Source organism: Streptomyces sp. NPDC048417 (assembly GCF_040651615.1).
Taxonomy (GTDB): domain Bacteria; phylum Actinomycetota; class Actinomycetes; order Streptomycetales; family Streptomycetaceae; genus Streptomyces.
Window position 1 is genome coordinate 92,498 of sequence record NZ_JBEZKI010000005.1, and the last position, 17,869, is coordinate 110,366.

11 protein-coding genes are annotated in these 17,869 nt (G+C 72.8%); 9 read left to right on the forward strand and 2 right to left on the reverse strand.

Annotated elements, in window-relative coordinates; genetic code table 11:
- The first annotated feature begins 53 nt into the window (after positions 1 to 53).
- Both AB0D59_RS09550 and AB0D59_RS09555 read left to right on the forward strand, forming a co-directional pair.
- Positions 54 to 1,178 carry a GuaB3 family IMP dehydrogenase-related protein gene (locus AB0D59_RS09550; protein WP_362562871.1) on the forward strand — a complete coding sequence of 375 codons (1,125 nt, stop codon included), beginning with the start codon at positions 54 to 56 and terminating at the stop codon, positions 1,176 to 1,178.
- A gap of 55 nt (positions 1,179 to 1,233) precedes the next feature.
- Positions 1,234 to 1,554: a hypothetical protein gene (locus AB0D59_RS09555; protein WP_362562873.1), complete on the forward strand. Its 321-nt coding sequence runs from the start codon at positions 1,234 to 1,236 to the stop codon at positions 1,552 to 1,554.
- 143 nt (positions 1,555 to 1,697) lie between these two features.
- Here the strand turns inward: AB0D59_RS09555 and AB0D59_RS09560 are convergent, their stop codons facing one another.
- Positions 1,698 to 2,906, reverse strand: a complete 1,209-nt coding sequence (locus AB0D59_RS09560; protein WP_362562876.1) for a nucleotide sugar dehydrogenase — start codon at positions 2,904 to 2,906, stop codon at positions 1,698 to 1,700.
- Between the two features lie 304 nt (positions 2,907 to 3,210).
- Here AB0D59_RS09560 and AB0D59_RS09565 point away from each other — a divergent pair, with 304 nt between their 5' ends.
- Positions 3,211 to 4,917, forward strand: coding sequence for a glycerol-3-phosphate dehydrogenase/oxidase (locus AB0D59_RS09565; RefSeq protein WP_362562877.1), 1,707 nt, complete (start codon positions 3,211 to 3,213; stop codon positions 4,915 to 4,917).
- A gap of 353 nt (positions 4,918 to 5,270) precedes the next feature.
- Here the strand turns inward: AB0D59_RS09565 and AB0D59_RS09570 are convergent, their stop codons facing one another.
- Complete coding sequence (locus tag AB0D59_RS09570; protein ID WP_362562879.1) at positions 5,271 to 6,314, reverse strand: serine hydrolase domain-containing protein; 1,044 nt, start codon at positions 6,312 to 6,314, stop codon at positions 5,271 to 5,273.
- Between the two features lie 170 nt (positions 6,315 to 6,484).
- On the opposite strand from AB0D59_RS09570, the gene AB0D59_RS09575 reads away from it, so the two are divergent.
- The 6 genes from AB0D59_RS09575 (at position 6,485) to AB0D59_RS09600 (ending at position 17,849) form a co-directional block, all read left to right on the forward strand.
- Positions 6,485 to 8,563: a protein kinase gene (locus AB0D59_RS09575; RefSeq protein WP_362563515.1), complete on the forward strand. Its 2,079-nt coding sequence runs from the start codon at positions 6,485 to 6,487 to the stop codon at positions 8,561 to 8,563.
- Between the two features lie 136 nt (positions 8,564 to 8,699).
- Positions 8,700 to 11,405, forward strand: a complete 2,706-nt coding sequence (locus tag AB0D59_RS09580; protein ID WP_362562881.1) for a protein kinase — start codon at positions 8,700 to 8,702, stop codon at positions 11,403 to 11,405.
- 178 nt (positions 11,406 to 11,583) lie between these two features.
- Positions 11,584 to 13,332 (forward strand): serine/threonine-protein kinase, encoded by a 1,749-nt coding sequence (locus AB0D59_RS09585; RefSeq protein WP_362562884.1) that lies wholly within the window; start codon positions 11,584 to 11,586, stop codon positions 13,330 to 13,332.
- An 88-nt stretch (positions 13,333 to 13,420) separates the two neighbouring features.
- The gene (locus AB0D59_RS09590; RefSeq protein WP_362562886.1) at positions 13,421 to 15,061 is read left to right on the forward strand and encodes a serine/threonine-protein kinase; all 1,641 of its coding nucleotides are present in this window, start codon (positions 13,421 to 13,423) and stop codon (positions 15,059 to 15,061) included.
- A gap of 108 nt (positions 15,062 to 15,169) precedes the next feature.
- The gene (locus AB0D59_RS09595) at positions 15,170 to 16,087 is read left to right on the forward strand and encodes a serine/threonine-protein kinase (RefSeq protein WP_362562887.1); all 918 of its coding nucleotides are present in this window, start codon (positions 15,170 to 15,172) and stop codon (positions 16,085 to 16,087) included.
- A 136-nt stretch (positions 16,088 to 16,223) separates the two neighbouring features.
- Positions 16,224 to 17,849 (forward strand): succinic semialdehyde dehydrogenase, encoded by a 1,626-nt coding sequence (locus tag AB0D59_RS09600; protein WP_362562890.1) that lies wholly within the window; start codon positions 16,224 to 16,226, stop codon positions 17,847 to 17,849.
- Positions 17,850 to 17,869 lie beyond the last annotated feature (20 nt).

A 17,869-nucleotide genomic window follows, 5' to 3' on the forward strand; every position in this document is an offset into this window, starting at 1 on the left:
TACCCGTCGGCGATACTGGAAGACGCTGAAACGAAGAGGGAAAGGCCACAGACGTGACTGAGATCGAGATCGGGCGCGGCAAGCGCGGCCGCCGGGCGTACGCCTTCGACGACATCGCCGTCGTCCCCAGCCGCCGTACGCGGGACCCGAAGGAGGTCTCGATCGCCTGGCAGATCGACGCCTACCGCTTCGAGCTGCCGTTCCTGGCCGCCCCCATGGACTCGGTCGTCTCCCCGGCCACCGCGATCCGCATCGGCGAGCTCGGCGGCCTCGGCGTGCTGAACCTCGAAGGTCTCTGGACGCGCTACGAGGACCCGCAGCCGCTGCTCGACGAGATCATCGAGCTGGACGCGGACGCCGCGACCCGCCGCCTCCAGGAGATCTACGCGGCTCCCATCAAGGAGGAGCTGATCGGGCAGCGCATCAAGGAGGTGCGCGACTCGGGCGTGGTCACGGCCGCCGCGCTCTCCCCGCAGCGCACGGCCCAGTTCTCCAAGGCCGTCGTCGACGCGGGCGTGGACATCTTCGTCATCCGCGGTACGACGGTCTCGGCGGAGCACGTGTCGGGGTCGCACGAGCCGCTGAACCTGAAGCAGTTCATCTACGAGCTGGACGTCCCGGTCATCGTCGGCGGCTGCGCCACGTACACCGCCGCGTTGCACCTGATGCGCACGGGCGCGGCCGGCGTGCTCGTCGGCTTCGGCGGCGGCGCCGCGCACACCACGCGCAACGTGCTGGGTATCCAGGTCCCGATGGCCACGGCCGTCGCGGACGTGGCCGCCGCCCGCCGCGACTACATGGACGAGTCCGGCGGCCGGTACGTGCACGTGATCGCCGACGGTGGTGTCGGCTGGTCCGGCGACCTTCCCAAGGCGATCGCCTGCGGCGCGGACTCGGTGATGATGGGCTCCCCGCTCGCCCGCGCGACGGACGCGCCCGGCAAGGGCCACCACTGGGGCATGGAGGCGGTCAACGAGGAGCTCCCGCGCGGCAAGAAGGTCGACCTCGGCACGGTCGGCACCATCGAGGAGATCCTCACCGGCCCGTCGCACACCCCCGACGGCTCGATGAACCTCTTCGGCGCGCTGCGGCGGGCGATGGCCACGACCGGCTACAGCGAGCTGAAGGAGTTCCAGCGCGTCGAGGTGACGGTGGCGGACAGCCAGCACAAGCGGTAGGTCCCGGAGGGCGAGCGAGGGGCCGGACACCCGGTGGGGTGACCGGCCCTTTCGCGTGCCGCGAGCCGGTCAGGCCGCCGCCTTCCTGGCGCCCGAGAACGCCGCCCACCCGGCGATCGCGAAGAAGAGGAAGGTCAGCGGGTCGGCCTGTTCCTTCCAGGCGACCACGCCGAGGGCGACATGGCCCCGGGGCGGCGCGGGCGGTGCCGGAGGCGGGGGTACGGCGCCGGGCTGGGCGGCGTACGGCGCGGGCGCCTGCTGCTGGGCGAACGGGTTGCCGTCGGCGGGCTGCGACTGGGGCTGCGACGGCGACTGGGGCTGCGGCGACTGGGGCTGCGGTGGTGGTGGGTGGTGGGTGGTGCTGACTGGCTCATGACAGAAAATCCCCCCTGGTGGATCACTTCGAGAACAACGAGGTGAAAGAGACGTACGCACACCTGTGCGACGAGTGAGGGGGGATTAACAGGAACCTGTGACAACGCTCCTGGCGATTTCCGTGCCGGGCACGCGGAGGAGCGCTCAGAGCCGGTGCGCCGCCCCCGTCGGCGTCGCCCCGCGCGTGTCCAGCAGCAGCTGTGCCTTCACCGACAGGCCCTGGAGGTCGTACGTCCGGTGCTGCTGGACCAGGATCGTCAGATCGGCGTCGGCGGCCGCCTCGTAGAGGGAGTCCGCGCGGGGGACCGGGCGGTCCAGGACGTTCCAGGACGCGATGTGCGGGTCGTGGTAGCTGACCGAGGCGCCCAGTTCCATCAGCCGGATCGCGATCTCACGGGCGGGCGTGGCCTGCTGGTCGGCGAGGTCGGCCTTGTAGGTGACGCCGAGCAGCAACACGCGTGCGCCGCGGGCCGACTTGCCGTGCTCGTTGAGAAGCGCGGCGGCGCGCTGGACGACGTACCCCGGCATCCGGTTGTTGACCTGCTGGGCCAGTTCCACCATGCGCAGGCCGCGGCCGGCGACGCCGGACAGGTCCTGGGCGACCCCGTGGCCGCCGATACCGGGGCCGGGGCGGAAGGCCTGGAAGCCGAACGGCTTGGTCTCCGCGCAGCGGATCACGTCCCACAGGTCGACGCCCAGGTCATGGCAGAGGACGGCCATTTCGTTGACGAGGGCGATGTTGACGTGCCGGAAGTTGGTCTCCAGGAGCTGCACGGTCTCGGCTTCGCGCGGGCCACGCGCGCGTACCACCTTGTCGGTGAGCCGGCCGTAGAAGGCCGCGGCCGACTCCGTGCACGCGGGCGTGAGACCGCCGATGACCTTCGGGGTGTTGGCCGGAGTGAAGTCGCGGCTGCCGGGATCCACCCGGCTGGGTGAGTAGGCGAGATGGAAATCGCGCCCCGCGCGCAGGCCCGAACCCTTCTCCAGCAGGGGCCGCAGGAAGTCCTCCGTCGTCCCCGGGTGGACCGGCGACTCCAGGATCACCGTGGTGTGCGGGCGCAGCCGCTCGGACAGCGTGCGGGCCGCGGCCTCCACCCGGCTCAGGTCGAGCCCGCCGTCTGCGCCGCGCGGGGTCGGCGCGCAGATCACGGCCGTCCGCACCCGCCCCAGCTCGGCGGGGTCCTTGGCCACCCGGAAGCCCCCCGAGAGCATCCGGCGTAGCTCGGCGGGGCTGAGCGAGCCCGCCTCGGGACCGGTGGCGTACCCGATCGTGGGGATGCCGGCGGCCACGGCGGCCTGGGCGAGGGGCAGGCCGTAGGGACCGAGTCCCATGACGGCGAGGTCTGCGGGCATGGCGTGGGCCGTCCTTCCCAGTAACCGAAGCGGGACAGGTGCGCAAGCCCTGTGGACAGGATGAGCGAAGCGCAATGTCAGACTAGGAGTAAATATGAACGTTATGTGGGATTGTGTACGTGTGTCTTCCGGGGGTTCGGTGAGCGTTGTCCACAGGCTGGGGGCGCGTGGTGGCTGAAGTCGGGCAACGCGGTCAGACTTTGGGCATGGGCCTCGCCTGCCGGGTGCGGCCGATGCGACCGACGACCGACGACCGACGACCGACGACGAGCCATGACCGATGGCGGCAGAGCGGGAGGCAGCGGTGAGGACAGCGACACTGGGGCCGAAGCAACGGGCGGAGTCCTTGGCGGCCATGGCCGAGCGCGAGCTGGACGTGCTGGTCGTGGGCGGCGGTGTGGTCGGCGCCGGAACCGCGCTGGACGCGGCCACCCGGGGCCTGAACACCGGCATCGTCGAGGCCCGTGACTGGGCCTCCGGCACCTCCAGCAGGTCCAGCAAGCTGATCCACGGCGGGCTGCGCTATCTGGAGATGCTCGACTTCGCCCTGGTCCGCGAGGCCCTCAAGGAGCGCGGCCTGCTCCTCGAGCGCCTCGCCCCGCACCTGGTCAAGCCGGTGCCGTTCCTCTACCCGCTCCAGCACCAGGGCTGGGAGCGCCTGTACGCGGGCTCGGGCGTCGCGCTCTACGACGCGATGTCGATGGCCCGCGGGCACGGCCGGGGCCTGCCCGCCCACCGCCACCTGAGCCGCCGTCACGCCCTGCGCGTCGCGCCCGCCCTGCGCAAGGACGCCCTGGTCGGCGCCATCCAGTACTACGACGCCCAGATGGACGACGCCCGCTATGTGGCGACCCTGGTGCGCACGGCGGTGTCCTACGGCGCGAAGGCCGCCAACCGCGCGCGCGTGACCGGGTTCCTGCGCGAGGGCGAGCGGGTCGTCGGGGCCCGGGTGCAGGACGTGGCGGGCGGCGGGGAGTACGAGATCCACGCCCAGCAAGTCGTCAACGCGACCGGTGTGTGGACCGACGACACCCAGGCGATGGTCGGCGAGCGCGGCCAGTTCCACGTCCGCGCCTCCAAAGGCATCCATCTGGTCGTCCCCAAGGACCGCATCCACTCCACGACCGGCCTGATCCTGCGCACCGAGAAGTCGGTCCTGTTCGTCATCCCCTGGGGCCGGCACTGGATCGTCGGGACGACCGACACCGACTGGGACCTCGACAAGGCCCACCCGGCCGCCTCCAGCGCCGACATCGACTACCTGCTGAACCACGTCAACTCGGTGCTCGCGGTGCCGCTGTCGCGCGACGACGTCCAGGGCGTGTACGCGGGGCTGCGCCCGCTGCTGGCCGGCGAGTCCGACGCCACCAGCAAGCTGTCGCGCGAGCACACGGTCGCGCATCCGGTGCCGGGGCTCGTGGTCGTCGCGGGCGGCAAGTACACGACGTACCGGGTGATGGCCAAGGACGCCGTCGACGAGGCGGTGCACGGGCTCGACATGAGGGTCGCGGAGTGCGTCACCGAGGACATCCCGCTGCTCGGCGCGGAGGGTTACCGGGCGATGTGGAACGCGCGGGCGCGGATCGCTGCCCGCACCGGCATCCATGTGGTCCGGGTCGAGCACCTGCTGAACCGGTACGGCTCGATGGCGGACGAGGTCCTCGAACTCATCGCCGCCGACCCGGGGCTCGGCGAGCCGCTCTCGGCCGCCGACGACTATCTGCGCGCCGAGGTCGTCTACGCGGCCTCCCACGAAGGCGCCCGCCACCTCGACGACGTCCTCACGCGCCGTACCCGCATCTCCATCGAGACCTTCGACCGCGGTACCCGCAGCGCCCGCGAGGCCGCCGAGCTGATGGCGCCGGTCCTCGGCTGGGACAAGGACCAGATCGAGCGGGAGGTCGAGCACTACGAGAAGCGGGTGGAGGCGGAACGCGAATCCCAACTCCAGCCGGACGACCAGACGGCCGACGCGGCCCGCCTGGGAGCCCCGGACATCGCACCCCTCTGAAAGCGGTGGCGTGCGGCGGCGCCTGGCGGCCCCCGCCCCGGCCCCGCCCCACGCCCCTCCGCCGTCACCCGCCTCCGTCTCCTGCCGCCGGGTGGGTCTTTTCCTGCCGCCGCGGCGGCGCTCAGTGGTGGCGGCGGCGCCTGGCGGCCCCCGCCCCGACTCCGCCTCACGCCATTCCGCCGTCACCCGTGTCCGTTCTTCTACCGCCGGGTGGGTCTTTTCCTGCCGCCGCGGCGGCGGTCAGTCGTGGCGGCGGTGTTCGGCGGTGCCCGGTCCGCCTTGCTGATCCGACCCTCTGACGTCACCCGATCGAGCGACCCTGCTTCGGGATCTCTCCTCCGTCCCCGGCCGTTCTACCAACTGCGAGGGCAGAACTCGGCCGCGAGCAGTGCGGGTTCGAGGTCCGGGTCCTCAATCGCCGTCGTGTTCACGCGGAACGTAAGGACATGCCGGCCGTCGACCGAGGCAGCACTCCGCACATAGCTGCCCGCGATCCGGCCGTTGTGCCCCCACACCGTGGTCCCGCACGGCAGCTTCACAGGAAAGATCCCCAGGCCGTACACCCCATGTGCGGCACGGGTGCTGAGCATCTCGCGCAGCCAGTGCGAGGGCAGCAGCTCGCCGTCCAGCAGCGCCGCGTAGAAGCGGTCCAGGTCGTCGAGCGTGGTCACCAGCTCACCCGCGGCGCCGGCCACGCGCGGGTCGAGCTCGGTGACGTCGGAGCCGTCGGCCGCGTAGGCGCGGCCGTGCGGCGCGGGCAGCGAGGCACGGGCACCCGGAAAGGACGTGCCGGTGAGACGGAGGGGAGCGATGATGCGGCGCCGCGCCTCGGTGGCGTACGAGTGACCGGTGACCCGGCGGACGACCATGCCGAGCACGACGTAGTCGGTGCTGGAGTACGAGTAGCGGCCGAGGCCGGTCGAAGGGAGGGCGAGTGCGACACGTACGGCCTGAAGCGGGGTCAGGGGGACGGCCCCTCGGGTGAGGTCGGCGAAGTCGGCGAGCCCGCTGGTGTGGCCGAGCAGGGCGCGCAGGGTGATCCGCCGCCCGTCGACGCCCCGTCCGCGTAGCAGCCTCGGCAGGTATCGCTCGACGGGGTCGGACAGGGACAGCCGGTCTTCCGCGGCCAGTTGCAGGACGACGGTGGCGACGAAGGTCTTGGTGATGCTGCCGGCGCGGAAGTGGTCGGCACGGGCGATGCCCCGGCCGACGGCCGCGTAGCGGACGTCGTCGCCGTCGCGGTCCAGGAGGGCGGCCGCGGGTGCCCGGCCTTTGGTGACGAACTGTGACAGGAGCGGGTCCGTGGCCTCCGCCGAGGACGCGGAACCGACCGTCACCAGGGCGAGCAGCAGGGCAAGAGAGACCGGTATGGCCACCAGTGTCCGAAGCGACGGCATCCAGGTCCCTCCCTTGTCGCGGCCCATCATCCCGGCTCGCGTGACGCCTTCGTCACCGGGGGTTCCGGTCGGCCGGCCCCGATGCGCGGTCAGGGGCACCCTGGGCGTTGGGCACTTGTCGGGTGAGGGACAATGAAGGCTCTGTCAGGGCGGGTTGCATGAGGGGACGCATGTCGGAGGCGGAGCGGGCGGGTACTTCTCGTCAGGAGACTCGTCAGGACAACAGTGAGCGTCTTCTCGCCGGGCGGTACCGGCTGGGAAGGGTGCTCGGCCGCGGTGGCATGGGCACGGTGTGGCGCGCCGAGGACGAGACCCTGGGCCGGACGGTGGCCGTCAAGGAGCTGCGGTTCCCGTCGAACATCGACGAGGAGGAGAAGCGGCGCCTGATCACGCGCACCCTGCGCGAGGCCAAGGCGATCGCCCGGATCCGCAACAACAGCGCGGTGACGGTCTTCGACGTGGTCGAGGAGGACGACCGGCCCTGGATCGTGATGGAGCTGGTCGAGGGCAAGTCGCTGGCCGAGGCGATCCGGGAGGACGGCCTGCTCAAGCCCAGGCGCGCGGCCGAGGTCGGGCTCGCGATCCTGGACGTGCTGCGGTCGGCGCACCGTGAGGGCATCCTGCACCGGGACGTGAAGCCGTCCAATGTGCTGATCTCCGAGGGCGACGGCCGGGTCGTCCTCACCGACTTCGGTATCGCCCAGGTCGAGGGCGACCCGTCGATCACCTCCACCGGCATGCTCGTCGGAGCGCCCTCCTACATCTCCCCGGAGCGGGCCCGCGGACACAAGCCCGGCCCGGCGGCCGACCTGTGGTCGCTCGGCGGCCTGCTGTACGCGGCGGTCGAGGGCGCCCCGCCCTACGACAAGGGCTCGGCGATCGCCACGCTCACCGCGGTGATGACCGAGCAGCTGGAGGAGCCCAAGAACGCGGGGCCGCTCAGGGACGTCATCTACGGGCTGCTCAACAAGGACCCGGCCGAGCGGCTGGACGACGCCGGTGCGCGGGCGATGCTCAACGCGGTGATCAGCGCGCCGGAGGATCTGCCGGTGGATGCCACCCGGGTCGTGCCGCTGCCTCCGCAGCCGGACGTGCCGGCGGAGAAGGGCGCCGGGGCAAGGCGGGGCGAGGAGGCCGGGGAGAAGCTGCGCGGGGCACTGCGGTCCGTGCGGAAGGCCGCGGGATCGGCGAGTGCCGCCGCGTCCGCGACCCGGACGAAGAGCCCCGCCGTGGAGGCGGCCGGCGCCAAGGGCGGTTCGGTCGCTTCCGGTCCGGGCCCGGTCTCCGGCTCGCCGGGCGGTGCACGTCCCGCTGCCGGTCCTGTCACCGGTTCCGCCGCTGGTTCAGGTGCCGGCAGTGGATCGGCGGGGGCCAAGCCCGCCGCCGGCAAGGCGAGTTCCGGGTGGCCCGTGGTGCCGCCGCCGGATCTGGACCTGGCGCCCCGCCCCGTGCCCCGGGCTCCGCTCACGGACGTGGTGCCGAAGCGGACCCTGGTGATCATCGCCGTGGTGGTGGTGCTCGCGGTGCTCGGTACCGTGCTCGCCCTCACGCTGGGCGGCGGCGACGGGGACGACAAGGGGAGCGGCAAGAGCGGCGGTTCCAAGGCAGTGGCCTCCTCGGGCGCGAGCACGAGCGCGAGTTCCGGTTCGGGGTCCGGTGGCGGGTCCTCCACCAAGGAGGACGCGAGCGGCGGTACGCAGGCGGACGGTGACTCCGCGGCGGCCGCGGCCGCCGGGAGCGCCGGCGACACCGACGAGTCGGACGACGACGATTCCTCGGCGTCGAACTCCAGTGGCAGTAAGAGTGGCGGTGACAGCGCCTCGGTGGTGCGGACCTACCACGGGGACCAGGGGTACTCGATCGGGCTGCCCAAGGGCTGGAAGTTCCAGACCGGCAGCTCCGCCGGGGACCGGTTCACCGGGCCCGACGGGCAGAAGCTGCTGATCGCCTGGACGACCACGCCCAAGGACGACCCGGTGGCGGACTGGAAGAACCAGGAGCGTTACATGGTGCGCTCCCAGTACCAGAAGATCCGAATAGCGGCGGTGAGCTACCGCGGCTGGAACACGGCGGACTGGGAGTTCACCTACGTCGACGGCGGCACCGAGTACCGGACCGTCGACCGCGGGTTCGTCGTCAGCCCGAAGCAGGGGTACGCGCTGATGTACACCGCGAAGGCCGCCGACTGGAGCAGTGAGCTGCGCAAGGACACCTGGAAGACGCTGGCGGCGAGCTTCGAGCCGAAGTGACAAATTCGCATCCCCTCAATGCGAATTGCCTCCGGCACGTATCGTGAGTGGTTGCGGACCGTACGCATCCAGGTAGGTGTACGGAACAGGCCGCGAAACGAACGGATTTGACCACCGGGCGGCCGGGGGAGGCTACGTGGACGACTACGCGGGTCGGGTACTCGCTGACCGCTACCGCCTGCCCCTGCCCCCCTCCGACGAGTACGAACACACCGAGACCCGGGCCTTCGACACCTACAGCGGGCAGGAAGTGTACGTCCGGCAGGTGCCGTTGCCGGAGGTGGTCGAGGCGGAGGTGCTCGACGCCGAGGGGCTGCCCGACGGGTTCACGGCCCGTGACCGTGGCGGGCGTCGGCCTTCGGCCGCCCGTACCGCGACACGCCGGCCGAGCGATCCCGCGGTGCGTCGCGCCGTGGAGGCCGCGCAGGCCGCCGCCCGGATCCCCGACCATCCCCGGCTCGATCAGGTCTTCGACGTGTTCGCCGAGGGCGGTTCGCTGTGGATCGTCAGCGAGTTCGTGGCCGCGCGATCGCTGGCGACCCTGCTCACCGAGCGGCCGCTGACGCCGTACCGGGCGGCCGAGGTCGCCTCCGACGTGCTGATGGCGCTCCGGGTGCTGCACGCGCACGGCTGGGTGCACCGCAACATCACCGCCCGCACGGTCCTCGTCTGCGACGACGGCCGGGTGATGCTGACCGGCCTTGCGGTCGGGGCGGCGGAAGAGGCGCTGTGCGGGTACGACCCGGTGCCGGCGCCGGAGGGAGAGGGCGGCGCGGAGGCCGCCGGCCACCGGCGGGTCGGGGAGGCGGAAGGTTCCGCCACATCCGGCGGTCCGGCCGGTCCCGGAGGCTCGGGGGCCCTCGCTGTCGGGGGCATCGGGAGCATCGGTGGTGCGTCGGGTGGTACGACCGGCGCGCGCCCGGCGCCCGGCGTGCCGGAAGCGGATCCCGAGGCCGCCCGGCGTGCCGCCATTCAGGCCCGGGCCGCCGGCGGGCTGCCGGGGGCCGGGCCGGACGAGGGTTCGGGCGGAGCCGGTACGGGCGCGGTGGAGCGGCGGGCGCTGGAGACCGGTGCGGACGTCCGGGCCGCGCGGGCCGGGGCGATCGCCGCGTACCGGGCGGGGGCCAGGGCCGCCGCCCGGGTCCAGGAGGCCCAGCAGAACGGCCGGGCCGCGCTGCCCGGCGCCCGGCCACCGGCCGACGCCGACGCCGACACCGGCACGCCCCCACCGCGGTCGCCGTACGACCCGGGTCAGACCAACGGTGCCGCTCAGCCGCCGTATGCCAACGGGGCGGCCCCGTCGCCGTATGGTCCGGGGCACGCCAACGGCGCGGCCCAGCAGCCGCCGTACGTCCAAGGGCAGGTGCAGGGGCCCGGCGGCAGTGAGCCGCCCGGCCAGGTCGCCGACCCGTACGGGGTGAGCGGTGCGCCCTCGTCCTGGCACGGGGCCGTGCCCCGCCCCGGCACGGCTCCCGCGGAGCGCACCGCACTGCCCGTCGTCGGTCCCGGCACCGACCTCCCACGGCCGGTCGTGCCCGCGCAGGCCCCCCGTTGGGGCGAGCCGGGTGCCGCTGTGACCGGGCGGCGCGGGCCCGCCACCGCGCTGGCCGCCGAGCGGGCGCGGCAGGTGCGGATGACCGTGGTCGGGCCGGTGACCGAGCGCTGGGCGCCGGAACAGGCCGGCCCCGTGCACGAGAACTGGCAGCTGGCGGCGCCCATCGGCCCGGCCACCGACCTGTGGGCGCTCGGCGCGCTGCTGTTCCGGGCCGTGCAGGGGCACGCGCCGTATCCGGAGGAGTCGACGGCCGAGCTGGTGCAGCTGGTGTGCTCGGAGCCGCCCGCCTTCGCGGAGGAGTGCGGGTCGCTCAGGCCGGTCGTGGAGTCGCTGCTGCGCCAGGACCCCACCGAGCGGCTGGACTTCGAGGAACTGCGTGGCTGGCTGCGTTCGCTGGTGCGGTCCGCGCCCGAGCCGGACGCCGGCGCGCATGTCGTCGCCGCCCCGCCCGCCGCCGACCCGGCTCGGCTGCCGATCGTCCGCCGGCGCGGGCAACTGGTGCGCTGGCGCCGGGCCGGGCTCCCGGCGACCAGTCCGCACGGCCGGCACAAGCGGGCCCGACAGGAGGCCAAGTCCCCGCGCAGACTGGGCCGTACGCTGCTTCTGCTGGTGCTGCTCCTGCTGGCCGCCGTGGTCGCGTACGCCATGCTGTTCCTGCCGAAGAAGGACAGCGCCGACAACGGCGGCGCGACGAACGGCGACCGGACGGGCGCGGCCGGCGAGGCCGGTCCCGCGCCGAGTCCGAGCCCGACCCCCACGCCGACCCCGACGCAGACGGCGGCTCCGTCCACCGAGACGCAGACCACCGCCGGTTCGACGGGCGGCGACACGGCCGCCGACGGTTTCACCCTGCGCGACGACCCGGACGGCTTCCGGGTCGCCGTGGCCAAGGGCTGGAGCCGCACGCCGCGCAACGGCAGCGGCCAGGTGATCTACTCGCACGGGAAGTTCGAGCTGATCATCGTGGCCGGCCGGGACAGCGCGGCGACCTACGGCAACGACCCGATGACGTACCAGCGGGACAAGGAGTCGGAGTTGCAGCCGTACCGGGACTCCAGCTGGGCCACGGCGGGCGGGCTGCGGACCATCACGGTGGGCCGGCAGGTGTCGGCCGAGGGGCAGTTCACCTGGACGGACGGCCAGGAGGGCGACCTGTTCGTACGGAACATGGTCTTCCTGATCGACGGGCGGTACCACATCGTCCAGGTCCGCGGCCCGGAGTCGGAGCGGGACGAGGTCACACGGCTCTACGACCAGGCGTCGTCGACATACAAGTACACGGGCTGACTTTCAACGCCGGTGCGAGCCGAATGGTTCCCGTTCCGGGGCGCGGATTGCGTTCACTTTCCGTGGCGAAAGCGAAAACCGTCACAGTGCTGTCTCCGTGGGACCCCACCGGTTCCATGACCGCAGGGTGGTCCTTAGTCTGACCCTGACAAGAGCATTGCGGGGCAACGTGAATCAGATGCAGGGCCTGCTCATCGCGGGCCGCTACCGGCTGGCCGACATCATCGGCAGCGGCGGCATGGGCCGGGTGTGGCGCGCCCACGACGAAGTGCTGCACCGTGCGGTCGCCATCAAGGAGTTGACGGCCGCGCTCTACGTCTCCGAGGGCGACCAGGCCATCCTGCTGGCCCGTACCCGGGCGGAGGCCCGGGCCGCGGCGCGCATCAACCACTCCGCCGTCGTCACCGTCCATGACGTCCTCGAACACGACGGCCGTCCGTGGATCGTCATGGAGCTGGTCGAGGGTCACTCGCTGGCCGACGAGGTCAAGGAGCGCGGGCGCGTCGAGCCGCGCGAGGCCGCGCGGATCGGGCTGTGGGTGCTGCGCGCGCTGCGCGCCGCGCACAGCGCCGGTGTGCTGCACCGGGACGTCAAGCCGGGCAACGTCCTGATCGGCCGGGACGGCCGGGTCCTCCTCACCGACTTCGGCATCGCCCAGATCGAGGGCGACACCACGATCACCCGTACCGGGGAAGTCGTCGGATCCGTCGACTATCTCGCGCCGGAGCGCGTGCGCGGGCACGATCCCGGGCCGTCCTCCGACCTGTGGGCGCTGGGCGCGACGCTGTACACCGCGGTGGAGGGGCGCTCGCCGTTCCGGCGTACCTCGCCGCTGACCACCATGCAGGCCGTCGTCGAGGACGAGGCCGCCGAGCTGAGCAACGCGGGCCCGCTGGAGCCGGTCATCACCGCGCTGCTGCGCAAGGAACCCGCCCAGCGGCCCGGCCCCGAAGAGACCGAGCAGATGCTCGCCGAGGCGGCGGAGGGCCGGCGGCCGAGCGGGGCGCAGGCGTACGTACCGACGCGGTCGCAGATCACCGAGGTGCCACGGCCGGACTCCGGCACGCCGTACGAGGGCTCGTACGACAGCTCGCGGGACTCGGCGTCGTACGGCAGCCCGTACGGCGGCTCGCCGGGCGGTTCGTACGGCGGCGGTTCGCAGGGCGGCTCCTACGGCGGCTCGTACGAGGGCCGGAGCCCCTCGGGCGGCTCCATGGACGCGGCGACGACCATCGGGCCGCCGTCCGTCTCCGGCGCCGTCCAGCCCAGGCGGCGCCGGCTGCGTACGCTCGCGCTCGTCGTCGCCATGGCCGCGCTGCTCGGCGGTGGCGCGGCGGTGGCCCTGCAGAAGTGGGACTTCGGGCAGCACGACGGCGCCGGCAGCGTGGCCGCGCCCGCCACGTCCGGTTCCTCCTCCGGCGGCTCGACCTCGGCGCCGGACGGCGCGGTCCCCACCGACTGGCGGTCCGTGGAGGACCCGTTGGGCTTCAAGCTCTCCCTGCCCAAGGGCTGGAAGCGGAGTGTCTTCGGCATCGACGGCGACCTCAAGCAGATCGACTACACGCCCGACAAGGGCCGCCACTTCCTCCGCATCGCCATCGACAGCTCGCCCGACTTCTCCGACGCGCTCGCTCACCAGCTGGACCTGGAGCAGCAGTTGCAGCGGCTGGTCGACTACCACCGCGTGACCATGAAGAAGAACCTGTACCGGGACCGGGACGGGTCGGTGTGGGAGTACACCTGGACCGCGCTGGCGAAGGACGGGGCGAACGCCGCCGGGCCGCGGCGCGCGATCGAGGAGACGTACTACTCGCGGGAGGGCGTCGAGTACGCGATCTACATGTCGTCACCGGCGAAGGACTGGGCGACCGCGAGCAAACAGTTCAAGTGGGTGCTGCAGAGCTGGGATCCGGGGACGTCCGGCTGACACCGCGCGCTCCCGTGCGTCGTCCCGGGCGCGTTTGTTGGCCGGTCACCGTCCGGAACGCGGGCGTCCGGTGCGGCATCATGGGGCCATGGGGACCGACGGGGAAGCCGTCCGTCTGATCGCGGGGCGTTATCGCCTGGAAACGCGGCTCGGGCGGGGCGGGATGGGTGTCGTATGGCGCGCGACCGATCAGTTACTCGGCCGGCAGGTCGCCGTGAAGGAACTCACCGTCGACGACTCCCTCCCGGACGACGACGCCCGGCTGCGCCGCGACCGCACCCTTCGGGAGGCGCAGGCCGTCGCACAACTGCACCACCCGCACATCATCGTCGTGCACGACGTGGTGGAGGAGGGTGAACGGCCTTACATCGTCATGGAGTTGATCGACGGCGGTTCGCTCGCCGACCGGATCTCACGGAGCGGTCCGGTGGACGTCGGGGAGGCCGCGCGGATCGGGATCGCCCTGCTGAGCGCGTTGCGGACGGCGCACACGGCCGGGGTGCTGCACCGGGACATCAAGCCGGCGAACGTGCTCGTCGAGGCGGCCACCGGGCGTGTCGTGCTCACCGACTTCGGGATCGCCCAGGTCGCGGGCGCCACCACGCTCACCGAGACCGGGTCCTTCGTGGGATCGCCCGAGTACACCGCGCCCGAGCGGATGTCCGGCTCCCGGTCCGGTCCCGCCTCCGACCTGTGGTCGCTGGGCGCGCTGCTGTGCGCGGCGCTCAGCGGCGAGTCGCCGTTCCGGCGCGACTCGCTCGGCGGGATCCTGCACGCCGTGGTCTCCGACGAGATCCGGCCACCGGCCCAGGCGGAGCCGCTGCTGCCGGTCGTACGAGGGCTGCTGGAGCGGGATCCCGAGCGGCGGCTGGGCGCGGCGGAGGCCGAGCGGATGCTGCGCGGCTTCCTGGAGACGGGTGCCGTGGCGGTCGCGAGTACGACGGAGAGCGTCGGCGTCTCCGGGTACACGCCGACCCAGCGGGACCTGCCGTGGCCGCCGGCCCCGGCACCGGCCGGCCCGCCCCGGTACTCGCCCCGCGGGGTGCTGGTCGCCGCGCTGCTGGTCGCGGCGATGGCCGGGGCCGGGGTGTCGGCGGCCGCGCTGCTGTTCAACGGCGGCGGAGGCGGCGGCACCCCGGCCCCCGGGGGCACGACGACCGTCTCCGCGTCACACACGACGACCTCGCCCCCGCCCTCGTCCTCGCCCTCGTCCTCGCCGTCCCCTTCGACCTCGCCCCCTTCGTCCTCGTCCCCTTCGGCCTCGCCCCCGGCCACCAACTCCCGCACCGCTCCCTCCGGTTACCGCCTCGTCCAGGACCCGGCCGGCTTCTCCCTCGCCGTCCCGGAGGGCTTCACCCGCGACCCGCAGGGCCAGCGCGTCTTCTACCTGTCGCCGGGGCAGACCTTCCGGCTCGGCATCAAGGTCTCCGAGCCGCAGACCGGCGGACCGGGGACGGCGATGCGGCGCGCGGCGGCGGACGGGCCGAGCACGAACCCCGGCTACCACGACGGCCGGGTCACCGACACCACCCGCTCCGGGCACCCCGCCGCCTTCTGGGAGTTCACCTGGAAGGGCTTCAGTGCGACGGAGGGCCCCCGGCACACCTACGACCTCTGCTGGGAGCAGGACGGCCGGATGTACGACGTGTGGGTGTCCGCGCCGGTCGGGAAGGTACGGGAGGCACGGGAGTACTTCGACGTCGCGGTGGACACGTTCGCGGGGGAATGAGGATCCCGGAAGGGGTAACTCGGCCGAGGTGACGCCGACATCCGCCGACCGTGGGCCTCTGACCGCGCCGCTTCGACAAGGGCATGGTGCGCAAGGTACTCATGTGACATGAGTGAAGACGGCGAACAGCCGGTCGAGGAACGTCTGATCGGTGGGCGCTATCGGCTCGCCGAGCCCATCGGCTCCGGGCCGTCCGGCACCGTGTGGCGCGCCCGGGACGAGCAGGACGGACGGCAGGTCGCCGTCAAGGAGCCGCGCCTGACCGGCGAACCGGACGACGAGGAGCGGCAGCGCGCCGCACACCGCCTGCTGCACGAGGCCCGCGCCGCCGCCCGCGTCGACCATCCGGCCGCCGTCGCCATTCACGACGTACTCCTTGAAGGCGAACTCCCCTGGGTCGTCATGGAGTTGGTGGAGGGTGAGTCCCTCCAGGAAGCCCTCGCCGCTCGCGGCCCGCTGGCTCCCGCCGAGGCGGCCCGGATCGGGCTCGCCGTGCTCGGTGCCCTGCACGCCGCCCACTGTGTCGGCATCGTGCACCGTGACCTCAAGCCGTCCAACGTTCTCCTGGGGGCCGGGGGCGAGCGGGTCGTGCTGACCGACTTCGGTATCGGCGCGGGGCAGCAGGGGCACACCGGCCCGCACGGCGGTGAGGGCGAGGGTGGCGACGGCTCCGGCGGTTTCGTCGCGCCCGAGTGTGCCGCGGGGCGCGGCGCCGGTCCCGCCTCCGACCTGTGGTCCCTGGGCGCGCTGCTGCGAGCGGCCACCGGGCAGGACACCGGTCCCCTCGGCCCGCTGGTGGACAGGCTCCTCGCCCCCGACCCGGAGGCCCGGCCGGCCGCCCCGGAGGCCGCCGAGATCCTCGCCGAGGCCGCGGGGGAGGCACTGCCGAAGTGGGTCACGGAGCCCATCGCACCGGCACAGTCGCCGCCTCCGGCCGCACCGCTCCCGACGGCCCCCGAGCCCCGCCGCCTCACCCCCTTCGCCGCGCTCGGCCTGCTGCTCGCCAAAAAACCGGAACGCGGCTGACCGGCGCCGGCCGTCCCCGTCCGACCTCTTGATCAGCACATTCCCTGCCAGTGATCACTGGCGCAATGTGTGCACTCGGTGAATCCGGGTTACCCACGGGTACCCAAAGGACCCGCTCCCGAATACCCTGCGGCTCATGACGGACTCGCAGGCCCCGGCCCACGCACCGGCGCACACCGGCACGAATCCCCTCGCCCCCGCCCCCGCGGGCGCCAGAACGGCCGCCGACGTGGTCACGCCCGAGCTGGTCGCCCAGCTCACCAAGGGCGTCGCCGGCTCCGGACGCACGGCCAACCACACGCCCTTCACCGGCGAGAAACTGGCCGACCTGCCCGAGTCCACCCCCGAGGACGTGGCCAAGGCCTTCGACGCGGCCCGCGCCGCACAGGCCGTGTGGGCGAAGGTGCCGGTACGGCAGCGCGCGGCCGTCCTGCTCCGCTTCCACGACCTGGTCCTGGCCCGGCAGGCGGAGGTCCTCGACCTCATCCAGCTGGAGACCGGCAAGGCCCGGCTGCACGCGCACGAGGAGGTGCAGGCCGTCGCCGTCGCCGCCCGCCACTACGGCCGCAAGGCCCCCTCCTATCTACGGCCGAAGAGGCACGCCGGCGCCATGCCCACCCTCACCAAGGTCACCGAACTGCGCCACCCGCGGGGCGTGGTGGGCCAGATCGCGCCCTGGAACTACCCACTCGAACTCTCCGTCGGCGACGCGCTCCCCGCCTTCGTCGCGGGCAACGCGGTCGTCATGAAGCCGGACACCGAGACCTGCCTGACCGCCCTGTGGGCCCGCGACATCCTCATCGAGGCCGGGCTGCCCGCCGACGTCTTCCAGGTCGTCCTCGGCGAGGGCCCGGTCGTCGGCCCCGAGGTCGTCAGGCACGCCGACTACGTCTCCTTCACCGGCTCCACCCGCACCGGCCGCGAGGTCGCCCAGGGCGCCGCCGCCCGGCTCGTCGGCGTCTCCCTCGAACTCGGCGGCAAGAACGCCATGCTGGTCCTCGCGGATGCCGACATCGAGAAGGCGGCCGCCGGCGCGGTCCGCGCCTGCTTCTCCTCGGCCGGCCAGCTCTGCATCTCCATCGAGCGGCTGTACGTCCACGAGTCGATCGCCGACGCCTTCGTCGAGCGGTTCGCCGCCCGCACCAAGGCCATGCGCCTGGGCAGGTCCCTCGCATACGGCGCGGACATGGGGTCCCTGGTCGGGGAGCGCCAGCTGGAGACGGTCACGCGGCATGTGGCGGAGGCCGTGGAGAAGGGCGCCACCGTCGTCGCCGGCGGCACCGCACGCCCCGACATCGGCCCCTACTTCTACGAGCCGACCATCCTCGACGGCGTCGAGGACGCGATGGCCGTCTGCACGGAGGAGACCTTCGGCCCGGTCGTCTCCCTCTACCGTTTCAAGACGGAGGAGGAGGCCATCGAGCACGCCAACGCGACCCCGTACGGCCTGAACTCCTCGGTCTGGACGAAGAACGGCGGCCATGGCCGCGAGGTCGCCGCCCGCCTGCGCACCGGCACGGTCAACGTCAACGAGGGCTACGCCCCCGCCTACGGCAGCGTCCAGTCCCCGATGGGCGGCATGAAGGACTCGGGCCTCGGGCGCCGGCACGGCTCGGAGGGCATCCTCAAGTACACGGAGGCGCAGACCGTGGCGCAGCAGAGGCTTCTTCCCATGGCCCCCTCACTGGGCATGGACGACGCGAAGTACGCCCAGTTCATGAGCACCAGCCTCCGGGTGATGAAGGCACTGAGGCTGCGCTGAGGCGCCCCTTGAGGGGCGCG

Excerpts from the sequence above, each read along its gene's own strand:
- AB0D59_RS09585 (WP_362562884.1), top strand. The coding sequence starts at position 11,584 with ATGCAGGGCCTGCTCATCGCGGGCCGCTACCGGCTGGCCGACATCATC.
- AB0D59_RS09575 (WP_362563515.1), top strand. The coding sequence starts at position 6,485 with ATGTCGGAGGCGGAGCGGGCGGGTACTTCTCGTCAGGAGACTCGTCAG.
- AB0D59_RS09590 (WP_362562886.1), top strand. The coding sequence starts at position 13,421 with ATGGGGACCGACGGGGAAGCCGTCCGTCTGATCGCGGGGCGTTATCGC.
- AB0D59_RS09560 (WP_362562876.1), bottom strand. The coding sequence starts at position 2,906 with ATGCCCGCAGACCTCGCCGTCATGGGACTCGGTCCCTACGGCCTGCCC.
- AB0D59_RS09595 (WP_362562887.1), top strand. The coding sequence starts at position 15,170 with ATGAGTGAAGACGGCGAACAGCCGGTCGAGGAACGTCTGATCGGTGGG.
- AB0D59_RS09570 (WP_362562879.1), bottom strand. The coding sequence starts at position 6,314 with ATGCCGTCGCTTCGGACACTGGTGGCCATACCGGTCTCTCTTGCCCTG.
- AB0D59_RS09600 (WP_362562890.1), top strand. The coding sequence starts at position 16,224 with ATGACGGACTCGCAGGCCCCGGCCCACGCACCGGCGCACACCGGCACG.